Genomic DNA, 13,232 nt, shown 5'->3' with positions numbered 1-13,232 from the left:
TGTGCTTTTCTCGCCCGCATACCGAGAACTTTTCCTGGCCGACTGTCAGAAGAGGGGGCTAAAATCCCGACGAAGCTGAAGGGCTAGCTCGTGATCGGGAAACTCTGCGAGGGCGTGCTCCCACCTGATAAGCGCCTCTTCTCTAGCCCCGGCATTCCAGAAGACGCCGCCTAGATTGAACCAAGCGTCAGCGCACAGCGGGTTGAGGGCGATAGCGCGTTGATAGGCGTCGATCGCATCTTCATGGCGACATAAGCCCACATAGGCGGACGCCAACTGTAACCAGCTCTTGTCGTCGGGCTGCAGGTGCTCGGCTTGCTGCAGAAGGAACGGGACGGCTTCTTCATGGCGATCGAGGAAAATCAGCGCAGTGCCAAGGCAATACCCGTAGTGGCCTTGGGCGAGATCGTAGGCTTGGCGAAAGCAGCGTTCGGCTTCGGTCCGATCGTCGATCTCTTCGGCCCAATGCCCAAGACGGTCCCAAAGATAGGCGGCGGGCTCGTCACCTAGCAGCGCAATTCCTGCGTCGAACTGGATTTTGAACGTGGCGTAATCGGGGCCGCGATAATCCTCCCCTTGGCGAAGGTAGAGGATGTTTAGCAAGCGTTCGCGAGTACCGCCCGGGCATCCTGGGTTGGCTGCAAGATACCGGTCCCAGAACGAAAGGCTCAGCCTGGCGTTCTCGTCGTTGGCCCTACCAAAGTTCGCGACTTGCCTTGCGCACCAACCCCAAATCCAATCCTGATCGCTAGCGTAGGGCAGGAGCGTGTTAATTTCCCGGAAGGCTGCCTTGCCGTCTCCAAGGTTGAAGAGGGCGTTCATGCGCCAGCTGGATACCGAGCGGCCGCCGACGCCCTCCGCGAAGACGACTTGGTCAAAGTGTTCTAGCGCTTGGGCATAGGAGCCTTGCTTCAAGGCATGGCGACCCAGCGCACTGTGGGCCTCGGGCAGATGCGGGGCGTAGTCCAGGGCCTCGCGGTATAGTTCAAGCGCTTTGGCGTCGTTTCCTAGCCTTTCGTGGCTGGTCCCGAGATTCTTGCAAATCTGCGCCCTTAAGGCGTCCCCCTCCTGTGGCGACAGGTTCTCCAACGCCAGAGAGTAGGCCTCGACGGCTTCGGCATCGCGCGAGAGGGCGCTGTAGGCATTGCCTATAGAATAATGAAGCCCAGCCGCCATGATCCGACCGCGGTCTATTTCCGAGGTCAGGAACGAGATGGCTTCGACGATCCGGTCAGGATTGTCGCTCCGACCTCCCATGCCAAGATTTATTTCAGCCATGTAGGCGCATCCCATCGCAGGATGCTGTGATCCCAGTAGCGCCTGGAAGCGGTCGAACGCCGCGCTGATCGCCCGATCGGACTGACCGCTTTCATATAGACTGTGCAGGAGCGCCGCCGCCGTCGCGACGTCGTCGGGGACGTGCAGGTGCGGCGGGGCGGCGCGCAAAATCGACGGCACGTCCCGGGGCAGAGCGGATGTCTGGATGAAGCGGACATCTCGGGTCGAGGCCGCGCTGGAGCGAGCCAACTGGGCCAGGGACTTCAAACGATCTTCCGAAAGTACATCCGAGAAGGTCACCGTCAGGGTTTCTTGATCGGTCCAATTGCGCTTTGTGTGCTCGTACTTGCGCACGACCGCTTCGGCCGAACAGATGCGAAGACTTTCAGTGGGGACGTGGAAGCAGACAAAGGCCGAATGGGGCTGCATCAGCAGGTAATTCAGGTTCGCGCGACGGATTTGAACGCTCAAAGATCCATCGACATTAAATGCTACTTCTGTTCCCTTCAGTTGAATGTGGAGGCGGACGTTGGTCGCCGCCTGGCGGTTAATCACCTCGATTTGCAGGTCGGTTCCGTAGTCCGCGCGGTCCGAGCCTTGGAGGATGAAGTCTTCTGAGGAAGTCAACAGAGCCTCGAAGGCGCGTTCGGCCTTGGCTTGTATCTCGTGATTGGGGTGTCGGTTCGGTAGATCGTCGAGATGTTTCATCGTCTTTAGATGACTATGATGTCTTGGCCCTAGCCTTGCGTCGCCTTCCTGCAGGTTGCTGAAGGTCAGCCCATGGCGCTCAGGGGGCGTGTTTCTTCTGTGGCGCAATGGGTGTGGTGGAAGCCTCAAAGAACCTTTGTGGGGCGTCTCCGATTTGCACGGAGTGTGCGTGTGTTCCGGTTGATCGTAAAATGGCGGTGACCCCCCGCTCGGATTTCACAAACGCCAAGTCCGAAGTCTGTCCGTTGGAGAAAGTCACTTGGGTTGAGGCAATCTCGGCCGTCGTCTCGCTACCGTAGCGATGGAGGCTGATGCGTTGGGTGAGGGTCTCGGCGACGACGCCGTAGAAAATAGTCATGGCATCAATCGGCCAGCGAGCGCCAGCTAGGTCGATGGCGTAGGCGCCGGGGATCGGGCAAGCAACTGAGCCGGTGCGCTCCGAGCCGTCGATTGCCGCTAGTTGGGACGATGGGACGGCCCGCATGACGAGGTGACCCATCCGCTCTCCATCAATAGCCCGCCCCTCCATATCGAACAGTGCCGCGATCCCTTTCGGGATGGGCGTGTTATCCGCGCCATGGAGTTGAACAGACAGTCGGGTGAAGTTCAACATTTGAGCGATGGCAGTAATCTCGCCAACCCAAGAAAATTTTTGAGCTTCAGCTAAATCCATGCATGTTATGTTTAAGGACTCGGCTTTTTTGCGCGCAGTTTTTGCAAAGCCCCGTGATGCGACCATAATGCCATGGTGCACGCCGGTCCGCTCGCATTTCTTCGCATAACTTTCTATGGCCTGGACGCCAATCTTGCGACCATTGTCTCGACACTCAATAGCGGTCAGATTTGGTCCGTGGTGGGTGTTCCGGGTAATGACCACATCGTGCTCGCGCAGACGGCCGGTATCGCGATCGCGTAGGCGTAGCGGTGAGGTCACGCTTACATCGTCCTGAAAAGCGAAGGCTTTTTCGAGCAGGGCCACGAAGTTCTGAAAGCGTTCTCCAGGGCGGGGTTTGGCGACGGTCGGGCTCATCGGGCGACTATGGCTGGATAGTGAGTTAGGCGTCACCGCCTTTTCGCAACAATACGGCAAGTCGGGATTGGCCAAGCGCTTGGGCTAAATGTCGTGTTTTTGGCGCGATTTTCAAATCCGGAGTTTGCTCGAGCCTGGGGGCAGGGCTTCAAGGGTAAACACAGCCCGCCATGGGGCGGAAAGAGAATCTTATACGAACATTGAAGCTGGGCAATTTCGGCGAGCGGTCGTTTTGAAGTCGAACCCGAGGATGCGTTGACGGCTACGACGATGGCGTAGAGAATCCGCCTAATCTTTTCGGGCGGCGCTAGCCGCCGTCCCAGGTCCTGACATGTACGTTCGCCGCCTCAGCATCCAAAATATTCGCTCGATCGAGACCTTCGAAATGAAGTTCGCGAGCCACGAGCTGGCCGGCTGGCACGTGGTGCTGGGGGCCAATGGCGCGGGTAAGTCTAGTGTCGTGCGCTCGCTGGCGCTCGCCCTGGCCGGTCCGAAGGAAGCAGCCGCGTTGCGCCAGAATTGGAGCACCTGGGCTAAGCACGGCACCAGCAACGGCCGCATCAAGCTTGATATCGAGTGTGGGCCCAAAGACGTCTTCACCAAGATCGGTCGCCGTGCCAGCACGGTCGATGTAGAACTCGAACTACGGCCCCTTGAGACGTCGATCGGCGGCCCCCGGTTTGAGGTGGCGGTGGCCTCCGGAATTCAGAAGGGCGAGCGCTCCATCTGGGGGACCAACTCCGGCTGGTTCTCGGCCTCGTTCGGTCCGTTCCGCCGCTTTACCGGCGGCGACCAGGCCTTCGACCGCCTCTTCTACTCCAACCCCCGTCTGGCGCCCCACTTGTCTGCGTTTGGTGAGGATGTGGCCCTGACCGAAGGCCTGCGCTGGCTGCGCGATCTACGCGTGAAGCAGCTGGAGAATGAGCAGGACGAGGGCAGGCTGCTGCCGGTCCTCATCGACTTCCTCAACAACTCGTCCCTGCTGCCTCACGACGCCAAGATCCACGAGGTTCGCGCCGAGGAGATCATCGTCCTCGACGGCGGTGGGGCGCGCGTGATCGTCGAGCAGCTCAGCGATGGGTACCGCTCGGTGCTGTCGATGATCTTCGAAATCTTGCGGCAGATGACCCGCGCCTACGGCGTCAACGACATGATCGCCGCTCTTGATGTCGAGAACAGCGCCGTGCGCCTTCCCGGCGTTGTGGCCATCGACGAGGTCGACGCCCACCTCCATCCGTCGTGGCAAAAGGACATCGGCCCCTGGTTCACGCGGTGTTTTCCCGAACTTCAGTTCATCGTCACCACCCACAGCCCGATTATCTGCCGTACCGCCACCTCGGTTTGGCGTTTGGGCAATCCGGGGACCGACGAGGCCGCCACCCGCATCGAGGGCGCTGCTCTCAATCGTTTGATCCACGGATCGATCCTGGACGCCTACGGGACCGAGTTCTTTGGGCGGGATGTTACCCGCTCGGAGGACTCAAAGGAGATGTTGCAGGAACTGGCGAGCTTGAACCGCAAGGCGCTGCGGTCTCAGCTGTCCGGCGAGGAAAAAGGCCGCCTTGAGGAGCTGCGACAGACGCTGCCGACCAGCGCCGCCGACACGGCCGTGGCCTAGGATGCTGAAGATTGCCGAACGGCCGCTATCGGACGCGGTCCTCCAGGTGCTGGCAGGCCTGCAGACGGGCGTGACGGGGGCCGGGACCTACGCTGCCCAGGTCGACGCCGCCAAGGCCGCATGGAATATCAAGACCTCGACCCATGCCAAGGAGGCCGCGTTCAAAGCGGTTCGCGACAATTTGGCCAAGATGTCGATCGGGCCTGTTCGCTGCGCCTATTGCGAGGACTCGCTCGCCGACGAGATCGAGCACATCCTGCCCAAGACGCTGTTTCCTGAATACACCTTCCTCTGGGCCAACTATCTCTTCGCCTGCGGGCCCTGCAATGGACCCAAGAGCAACAACTACGGCGTCCTCCAGGGCGACGTCATTGTCGAATTCGTCCGGAAAAAGGGCGATCCGATCGTGGCGCCCGCGGCCGGCGTTCACGCCCTGATTGATCCGCGGACCGAAGAGCCGCTCGACTATCTGGATCTGGATCTCGGGGGCACGACGCCCGACGGCGTCAAGATCGAGGGCACGTTCGAGTTCCTGCCGGCCTATGACCTCGACGCTCCGAACACGGCGCGAGCGGCCTACACCATCCGCATTCTCGGCTTGAACCGCGAGGTCATGCGGGTCGCGCGTCAGAACGCCTTCGGCGGGTTCCGGGCCCGGCTGCGCGAGTATGTCGACCAGAAGGCCGCGGCCGCCGAGGCCGCGCATCTGACCCGTCTGCAGCGCGATCTCCTCGCCACGCCGCATCTGACGGTCTTCGCCGAAATGCGCCGGCAGCGTGCGCTGCTGCCCGAGATCGACCAGCTGATCAAGCAGGCGCCCGAAGTGCTGGGCTGGAGCCTGGTTCCCGCCGGGGTCGCTGCGCCCTCGTGAGGAAGCCCCAGCCGCCCGGCAGGCTTGTTCGGGATCGGTCCGCGAAGTCGGCGGCAAGGGCGACGATCAACTCAATGGCTGAGGCTGAGGGCTTGTTGCCTCTCATACCCCTGATTCCCTGGATCCTCGGCGTCTCCGCAAGAGCGGCTCGAAAAGCTAGATGTTAGACGGCCAGCCATGGCCTCCATGTAGCGCGTGATGAATAGCCCCTGACTGGCCGCCAATGGAAATCGTGATCTAGAGAGCCGCCGGTTAGGCGTAGCTCTCCTCGCCATTCGATTCTGCGCGCCACCTTACCTAGCGAACGTCGTGTTCCTGGAGATGCGCCAATGCCCGCTTATGGCGCGAAGCCGATGCTCCGCTTGTGACTCACCGACCGTGATTGAGACAACTTAGTCAGGTTAATGATGCAGACGCGCGGCCGACACCCGGATCGAAACTTCAAGGCCGCCAGGGAGCCAGCGCCGTTCCAACTGGCCCTTCAGCAGTCGCACGACGGCGTCGTGCAGCAGCGATGATCCAAATCCCTCCGCCGCGTTTTCCGCCCGCACCTGGTGTTCGCTCGTTTCCCGCCAGAGCAGTTCGAGATCTCCGCTCGTCAATGAGATCTCCAGGCGTACCCGGCCCAACGGCGTCTTGAGCGCGCCGTACTTGACGGCGTTCGTCGCCAGTTCGTTCATCACCAGCGCCAGCGCCGTGGTGGCCGACCTCCCGATCGGGCCGTCATAGCCTTCTATGAACAGCTGCGCGTCAGGCCCCGCGATCGCGCCATAGGGCTCAAGCAAGGTCTGGAGTAGTCCGCGCAGGTTTGGAATTGCCGGAAGATGCAGGCCTCCGGCGTCCGAAGGCGAGACGTAGGCAGTCGCCCGTCCGAGGGCGTGGAGGCGCTTGCGGAGCGTCTCGGCGAACTCGGCGGCCGCAGGTTCGGCGCGAGCTGAAAGGGCGATGACCCCATCCATCACGGCGAAGATGTTCTTAATCCGATGCGAGAGTTCCAGGCTCATCAGCGCAGTCTGTTCCAATGCGCGACGTCGCTCGGTGACGTCTTGGGAAATCGAGACCACCTGAATAGGGCGACCGGCGGCGTCGAACACCGGTGAGACGATCACGTCCCACGTCTTTGGCTCGCCCTTGGCGGTCGGACAGTCGGCCGAGAAACGCGCGATGGCGCCACCGATGGCCTGATTGACCGCCGAAGTGACCGTCGCTCGCGCCGTCTCCGGCCAGAGCGTGGCCCAGGTCACTCCTCGCAACGGCTCAAAGTCGTCGATTTCCATCAGACGACGACCGTTGACGTTCATCGCAAGGAGCCGGCCCTGAAGGTCGATCAGTTTGATGCAGTCAAGACTCGCTTCGAACAGGCCCGCGCTGATCGGGTCGCCAGCGTCGCCGGGCGCGGCATGGAGCGAACCACTCATCGTGCGATCCCGAACTGTCGTGCGCCGGTGCTCGGCCAAGGGGCGCGGTGAGGGGCGCTTATCACCGACATACCTTCGGTGGACCGACAACACCGTCGACTAGGCTACAGTGACCGTCGGCCTGGACCGCTAAGCAAAGGCGCCGAGGAAATCTCCGGCCTCGATCGATCCTGGCTTATGGGGGGACCTTGCCGAACGTTCGCAACAGCTTCCTCACTTTGCTGGAAACCGACGTCGCCGAGCGCTTTGCGGCCAAGTTCTCGCTTCTCCAAAGCCATCGCGGCCAGGAATTGCAGCGGCCAGGCGAGGTGCTCGACTGGGTCTATTTCCCCGAATCGGCCGTCCTGGCGACGACAGCTGAAACCCGGGCCGGCGAAAGCCTCGATGTCGTCCTGGTCGGCGCCGAAGGCGTGGTCGGGGCGTTCGAAGCCTGCGGCAGCCGCCGGGCCACGGCCAGGGTTACCACCTTGATCGCCGGCAAGGTCTGTCGCCTGCCAGCATCAAGCTATCGCGACTTGTTCGACCAGAGCGCGGCGCTACGCACCGCGATCCACAAGTATGTCGAGGTGCTGCTGTTCGAAGCCCGACAATTGGTGGCCTGCAACGCCCTGCACACGGTCGAGGCCCGGCTGAGCCGTGTCTTGCTCGATGGACTGGATCGGAGTCGTAGCAGCACCACGGTGCAGATCACCCAGGAAGCGATCGCCAACATGCTGGGCGTGCAGCGCACGACCATCGCCGCCTCGATCGCCGCTCTACAGCGCGCGGAGCTGATCCAGTCGGGACGCGGCGCGATCACGGTCAGCAACAAGTCCGGTCTGGAGCGTGTCTGTTGCAACTGCCGCGCCGCGATCAAAGGGGCGCAGGCGGAAATCTATTCGACAGGCGGCAAGGCCTGCGACGGCTGATCCAGAGCCTGGCGCGCGGCGTCGGCCAAGCGTTGACTGGTCTCCAGGGCCGCTTGCGGCGTCAGCGAAAGTCCGGTCGGGCCCGTATCACCCGTTAGCACGATCTCGCCATCGATCACCTCGACATTGAGTGGAGCGGTAAGGGCGCGAAGCTGGGGCATGTCGCTGTTCCGTGAGGGTTGCTCAACAACGAACCGTCTAACATGCAGTTCCTGTCGTGTAGTCGACACTTCTCGCAGTATTTTTTATCAACCTAGAGTAATTGCGCCCTCTTGGCGCGAGCTTGGGGGTGCGCCTATCCCCCACACGTAGAAACTGGCGCTGATCTACAAGCGGACCCGCAATTTTTCCCGCCTGCCACCTTCTACTCGAGCGTATGTATCTCGACAGCACGGTCCGATCCTTTTTGCGACGCGACGTGTTGATCCAATTCGCAAGCGTGGCCATGGGGTCAGACGGGGATCGTACATGTCACACGTTCAGCAATCGCTCGCCGGCCGCATCTTCGCGGTCTTCAACACGGGCAAGCTTGCCGAGCGCTGTGACGTGTTACGGGACGAGGTTCAGGCGACTGTCGGCGGCGTCTCCGTGTTCGACCCGGAGGAAGCCCTGCATCGCTATCTACCGAGAGCATGGTGAGCCATCGCCGAACGTCCGCTTCTTGGAGATAGGCCAATGGCAGCTCATGGCGCTAAGTGGCCGCCTTTCGAAGGGCCTCAATCCGCTCGCGAGCTATTGTCGCAAACGCATCCTGCAAGTTGGACACTCGATCATCCATCCAGGCTAGATGATCTTCCGAAATCTCGTAGAAGTCGGAATATCGCGCTTCAACATACGCGCGGCGGATCAGGTCGAAACCCTGACGCTCAAACTTGTTGCTACCAGGCCAGATGCCAACCAGCCGTTGGTCCATCGCCTCCGCTCGGTCGCGCAAAAGATTCAGTCGATGGGTTTTAGCGCTATAAAGCGTGAGGGTCAGGATCAGGCCGTGGTATGCGCGCTCGGCGGACTGGTGAAGGAGAAATGCAGCGTCATTCGCCATGCCCCTCACACGTGCGTCCTGAGACAGGATCCGCGAGTTTTTTGAACGCTCGGACCACTTCTCGAAATAGCTCGTAGTTTCGGCGAGGGCGTCTCGACCTGAAAGTGCCTCCGGTTGCACGAACGGAAATCCGTCTTCCTCGAAAAGCGTGATCCCGTCTCTCAGGATGTCCGTAAAGAAGTAGCGACCGAGGCGGAGCTGCTCGTTCACGTCGTTGAGGCTGTGAACCACGAAATTGGGCTGGGTGCGCAGGCGTTCGCCCGACGCGTATTCACGCAGGAAGGTCTTGTCGGGTGCGTCCCAGAACTCCTCTAGGTCGGTCATGGCGTCGTGGTTGACCACCACCAGGATGTCATAGTCCGAGAAGTAGCGACCCTTCGGATCCTCGACCCAGTCGCCACGGGCGTAGCTGCCGAACAGGATGATCTTCAGCAGCTTGCCATTCCTGAAACGTGGCATGGTCCGCCGGCTGAGGGCCTCGGCGAACCCATCGCGCAGCACCTTGACCACAAGGTCCAGTTCCTTGCGCTTGCCGATGGGCAGGTGGTCGAGCGAGGTCTTCATGGGTCCGTTAGCCAGTGGCGGTCGTGGGTGGAGTCTATGGCGGCATGTGATGTCGGCGCCACCGTTCGTTGCACGTGCGCGTCGAATATTCTGTCTATATTCGCTCTATAGAGTGGTCGGGCGCGTGGGAGCGCGCTTTGCATGGCCTGAGCGACCGCCGGGGTCGCGTCGCCTGGGCTGTCCGTGCCATCGACCATGCCGGATATTGTCGCCGCCGGCCTTGGCCAAGCTAGCGCCCGCGCAGGCCTGGGCCTCCATCAACTACGCTACGTGCTGGCCGCAGCCGAGCATGGGGGCTTTAGGCGGGCGGCCCGTCACCTCGGCGTCCAGCAGTCGGCCGTGTCGCGGCGGATCCAGGAACTGGAAGACCGGTTGGGCGCGCCGATCTTCGAGCGAGGACCCCACGGCGTACGGCTGACGATCGCTGGCGAGGACTTCGTCCGCGGCGCCCAGGGCGCGGTCGGCGAACTGGATCTCGCCGTCGACCGGGCTGCCGAAGCGGCGCGCGGCGACCACGGCGTCTTGCGCGTCGGCGTGCTGGCGGGTCTGGGCGGCGGCGTTCTCCAGGACCTGATGCGGAGGCTGATCGGCGGAGAGAGCGGTCTCGGGGTCGAGATCCTCGAGGATGATGCTCGCGGGCTTACCGCCCGCCTTATCCAAGGCCAGCTCGACATCGGCTTTTTGCTGGGGGCGCCAGAGAGGCTGGCCGCGCGACCGGCCTGGCGCGAACGCCTGATCGTCGCGGTGCCGGCCGAGGATCGCTTGGCCGATGAGCGGTCGCTGTCCTGGTGTGATCTTACCGGCCATCGCCTGCTCGTCGCGGGCCCGATCGCGCCCGCGGTCGATCGGATGAAGCTCAGGCGCCTGGGCCAAGGCTCATTCTCCGCAATCGCCACCGCCCCCACCCCAGCTAGCGTCGCCCGGTTGGTGGCGCTCGGACAAGGACTGGGCTTGGTCAACGAAGGCGACGCGGCCCGGGTCACGGGCGTGGTCTACCGGCCTCTTAGTCGTGCCTTCTTGACCTTCCAGGCCGTCCTAGGGCGGAGGCCGGAAAAGCCGATCCTTCGACGACTGTTGGCGATGTTGCCGGGCGCGGCCTAGTCGTCGAAGACGATATCGCGGGTCACCAGGATCGTCAGCGGCAGGCCCGCCCGGAGCGTGAGAGTCGGCTGAACGTCGAGTTGCTTGCGGACCACCTGTTGGCCGGTCTGGTTGACGGTGTCCTGCACACCCTGGCGAAAGGCGCGGGCGATATCGCTGTCGTCGTCGGATCCCAGTGACGCCCCCATGCCGAGCACACTGGAAAGCAGGGCGGCTTTGCCCATGGCGCCCCAGTGCGCGTCCGTCCGGTCGACCAGGCCCGATTGTCCCGTCGCGTCGGCGCCGACCAGACGGTCCAACTGCAATGAGCGGCCGTCGGGAAAGATCACGCGGTCCCAGGCCAGGAGCACGCGCTTCTGGCCGAATGCGACCTGGCTGTCATAGGCCCCGAGCAGCTTGGAGCCCTGAGGTATCAGGACGACCCGGCCGGTCAGGCTGTCATAGACGTTGCGTGTCACCTGGGCCGACACCGGGCCTGGAAGATCCGAGCTGACGGCGGTGACCAAGGCCGCGGGAATGATGGTTTGGGCCAGCAGGATCTTGCGCCCGGCCGGCGGCGCCGGACGATAGGCGCTGGTCGTCGGCGTGGCGTTCCGGGTCTCGAGGAACGCTTGGCGATGGTCGCCGATGCCCAGCTGCGGCGCCGCCGCAAGCGTGGCTGGAAGCGCCGATGGTGGCGTCGCATAGCCGGGCGGCGCCGGCGCCGTTGCGGTGGTCGGCGGCGCGTTCGATCCGTTGCGACTGAAGACGGCGCTGGTGCGTGCGGCGGCCAGGGCCTGACGTCGCGCTTCGACAACGGGATCAGGCTGAGTGTTCGCGATCGGCGGCGGCGTCACGTCCTGCCCGCGCGCCTGGGCTGACAGGATTGGCCGGCCCAGATCGCCCGGCAGGGGCGGACCGAGCCTTGGCACGTCGGCATAGGTGTGTGGCCCCGCGACGATCGCCTGGGGCGCTCGACCGTCGGTCTCGTCAGCCTTGATGACGACGGGCTTAGGCGCGCGCGGATGCAGGGCCAAGGCGAGCGCCGCGCCCAGGCCGGCCGCGCCCAGGCCGGCCAGGCCGGCGATCGCCACCCGAGAGAGGCGCGCGACCCTGGGCGGCGAAGCGCGCAGGCGCACTGCTTCTTGGGCCGCCGGGCTGGTGTCTGATCCGCTCACGGCGCCGGCGTCCCGGTCCGCTCGATCCTGACCCGCCGGGCCGAGCGCTTGTCGCCGAGCCGCAACTCGGCGCGGTCGAACAGGCGATCGACGATGACCTGGCGGCCCACGACCCGGTAGTCGAGCAGCCCGCCCTTGCCGGCCGCATCGAGCAGGAACAGCGGCGGCAGCTCCCCCGCGGCTATACCCGGCGGAAAGACCAGGTGGACCTTGGCGCCGTCGTCATAGACCTCTTGGGGGCGCCAGCCGACCTTGTCGCCCGACACCCTGTAGTCGAAATTCAGGCGACCGAGGTCGAGATCGACGGCCGGTGGCGCGGCAGGCGGTGGCACGGGCCTAGTCAACGCCGCCGGCTTGGCCAGGGCGATCAACGCGTCCTTGGGATAGGTCCAAGCGACAGACGCCATGTAGGTGGCCGCGCCGGCTCGAAGCTCCAGATAGTAGGTGCGGCGCACGGTATTGATCACCAGATTGGTGGCCAGGCCCGGAAGGGTCGGCTTGACCAGGACATGAATGCGCCGGGCCTCGCCTTCACCGCTTTCAGTGTCGCCAATCACCCACCGCGCCGTGTCGCCAGCGGCGATGGGACCCGATCCCGCCAACTCTTCTCCGGGCTCCAGCACGATGTCGGTTACCCGCCCGGGCGCGGTATAGATTTGGTAGAGCCCACCCTCGCTCCAGGAAAACCGCTGCAACGCGCCTTGGAAACCCTCGAGCCGAGGCTGCACCCGGGCGGCGGCATTGGCAGCGACGACAGGTGAGGGTGTTCGACGCGGGGGCTCGGCTAGGGTTTGCGATGCCGCGGCGAGCGACAGGACCGCGACGACCGCGGCCCCCTGCAGGGCGTGGGTCACGGGGTCATCTCCTTGGACCAGTCGATGGCGTCGACGTAGAGGTGAAGCGGGTTGGCCTTCAGGCGCTCGACCTTGTTGGTCGGGCGATCAACCAGAGTGAGGATCGCCGACCAGCGCTCGGTCGACGCCAAGGCGCCGTCCTGGTAGTGACGCTCGATCCAGGCCACGCGGAAGCTGGTGGGCGAGGCGCGCAGGACGTTGGTGACGTCGACCGAGACCTGCTCCTTGCCAATGCGCTCGCGGGGATCGTTGGTCTTGCCGTAGGCGGTGAGGGCCGCCGCGCCCCTGTCGGTCGTGAACTGGTAGGCCGACAGCCAGTTGCGGGTGACGACCACGGGGTCGGACGAGACCGACCGCACCTCCTCGATGAAGCGTTCCAGCCGCGCGCCGATGATAAAGTCGCTGGGCTTGAAGTCGGCCGTGGCGGGGCCGACCGTCCGGGCCTCTCCGAACCGGTCGACCTCCACCACCCACGGCACGACGTGGCCGCGGGCGCCCTGCCAGACCAGCGCCGCCGCCAAGGCCGCGATCACGCCGCCCTGGACGAGGGCGACTGTCCAGGCCCGCCGCCCGGTGACGGCCAGGCGACCCTCGCGGTCGTCCCAGGCCTGCCTGGCGCGTCGATAGGGCGTGTCGGGTTCGGGCGTCGTCCCGTAGCGGATCTCGGGCCGTCGAAACATCGA

The 13,232-nt window shown here is 63.7% G+C and carries 13 protein-coding genes; 5 read left to right on the top strand and 8 right to left on the bottom strand.

Annotated features, from left to right (window positions below):
• Positions 1 to 45: 45 nt before the first annotated feature.
• Both AC07YH_RS01025 and AC07YH_RS01020 read right to left on the bottom strand, forming a co-directional pair.
• Positions 46 to 1,986 (bottom strand): tetratricopeptide repeat protein, encoded by a 1,941-nt coding sequence (locus AC07YH_RS01025; protein ID WP_494745153.1) that lies wholly within the window; start codon positions 1,984 to 1,986, stop codon positions 46 to 48.
• Positions 1,987 to 2,065: 79 nt separating this feature from the next.
• On the bottom strand, positions 2,066 to 3,016 hold the full coding sequence (locus AC07YH_RS01020; protein WP_494745152.1) for a restriction endonuclease: 951 nt from the start codon (positions 3,014 to 3,016) through the stop codon (positions 2,066 to 2,068).
• Positions 3,017 to 3,347: 331 nt separating this feature from the next.
• On the opposite strand from AC07YH_RS01020, the gene AC07YH_RS01015 reads away from it, so the two are divergent.
• Together AC07YH_RS01015 and AC07YH_RS01010 are read left to right on the top strand one after the other, a co-directional pair.
• Positions 3,348 to 4,634, top strand: a complete 1,287-nt coding sequence (locus AC07YH_RS01015) for an AAA family ATPase (protein ID WP_494745151.1) — start codon at positions 3,348 to 3,350, stop codon at positions 4,632 to 4,634.
• A 1-nt stretch (position 4,635) separates the two neighbouring features.
• Positions 4,636 to 5,505, top strand: coding sequence for an HNH endonuclease family protein (locus AC07YH_RS01010; RefSeq protein WP_494745150.1), 870 nt, complete (start codon positions 4,636 to 4,638; stop codon positions 5,503 to 5,505).
• A 401-nt stretch (positions 5,506 to 5,906) separates the two neighbouring features.
• Here AC07YH_RS01010 and AC07YH_RS01005 read toward each other — a convergent pair whose 3' ends face one another.
• The gene (locus tag AC07YH_RS01005; RefSeq protein ID WP_494745149.1) at positions 5,907 to 6,923 is read right to left on the bottom strand and encodes a PAS domain-containing protein; all 1,017 of its coding nucleotides are present in this window, start codon (positions 6,921 to 6,923) and stop codon (positions 5,907 to 5,909) included.
• Positions 6,924 to 7,111: 188 nt separating this feature from the next.
• On the opposite strand from AC07YH_RS01005, the gene AC07YH_RS01000 reads away from it, so the two are divergent.
• Complete coding sequence (locus tag AC07YH_RS01000) at positions 7,112 to 7,831, top strand: Crp/Fnr family transcriptional regulator (RefSeq protein WP_494745148.1); 720 nt, start codon at positions 7,112 to 7,114, stop codon at positions 7,829 to 7,831.
• On the opposite strand, the gene AC07YH_RS00995 is transcribed toward AC07YH_RS01000, so the two are convergent.
• Positions 7,798 to 7,992: a hypothetical protein gene (locus tag AC07YH_RS00995; RefSeq protein WP_494745147.1), complete on the bottom strand. Its 195-nt coding sequence runs from the start codon at positions 7,990 to 7,992 to the stop codon at positions 7,798 to 7,800. The two genes, AC07YH_RS01000 and AC07YH_RS00995, sit on opposite strands and share 34 nt — an antisense overlap.
• Before the next feature lie 307 nt (positions 7,993 to 8,299).
• Between AC07YH_RS00995 and AC07YH_RS00990 the strand changes: the two genes are divergently transcribed.
• Positions 8,300 to 8,470 (top strand): hypothetical protein, encoded by a 171-nt coding sequence (locus tag AC07YH_RS00990; RefSeq protein WP_494745146.1) that lies wholly within the window; start codon positions 8,300 to 8,302, stop codon positions 8,468 to 8,470.
• Between the two features lie 52 nt (positions 8,471 to 8,522).
• Here AC07YH_RS00990 and AC07YH_RS00985 read toward each other — a convergent pair whose 3' ends face one another.
• Positions 8,523 to 9,437: a HEPN domain-containing protein gene (locus tag AC07YH_RS00985; protein ID WP_494745145.1), complete on the bottom strand. Its 915-nt coding sequence runs from the start codon at positions 9,435 to 9,437 to the stop codon at positions 8,523 to 8,525.
• A 195-nt stretch (positions 9,438 to 9,632) separates the two neighbouring features.
• On the opposite strand from AC07YH_RS00985, the gene AC07YH_RS00980 reads away from it, so the two are divergent.
• Entirely contained in the window at positions 9,633 to 10,538 is a 906-nt protein-coding gene (locus AC07YH_RS00980) for a LysR family transcriptional regulator (RefSeq protein WP_494745144.1), read from the top strand.
• Here the strand turns inward: AC07YH_RS00980 and AC07YH_RS00975 are convergent.
• Genes AC07YH_RS00975 through trbF form a run of 3 tightly spaced genes read right to left on the bottom strand, consistent with a single transcriptional unit; the run spans position 10,535 to position 13,229 of the window.
• On the bottom strand, positions 10,535 to 11,695 hold the full coding sequence (locus AC07YH_RS00975; RefSeq protein WP_494745143.1) for a TraB/TrbI/VirB10 family type IV secretion system protein: 1,161 nt from the start codon (positions 11,693 to 11,695) through the stop codon (positions 10,535 to 10,537). The genes AC07YH_RS00980 and AC07YH_RS00975 overlap by 4 nt on opposite strands.
• Complete coding sequence (gene trbG, locus AC07YH_RS00970) at positions 11,692 to 12,549, bottom strand: P-type conjugative transfer protein TrbG (RefSeq protein WP_494745142.1); 858 nt, start codon at positions 12,547 to 12,549, stop codon at positions 11,692 to 11,694. Before trbG ends, AC07YH_RS00975 begins: the two co-directional genes overlap by 4 nt.
• Entirely contained in the window at positions 12,546 to 13,229 is a 684-nt protein-coding gene (gene trbF / locus AC07YH_RS00965; protein ID WP_494745141.1) for a conjugal transfer protein TrbF, read from the bottom strand. The genes trbG and trbF overlap by 4 nt, the downstream gene beginning before the upstream one ends.
• Between the last annotated feature and the right edge of the window lie 3 nt (positions 13,230 to 13,232).

The sequence above is a fragment of the Caulobacter sp. GW456-12-1-14-TSB4 genome (assembly GCF_059424195.1).
This window is presented reverse-complemented; position numbering and strand designations above follow the sequence as displayed.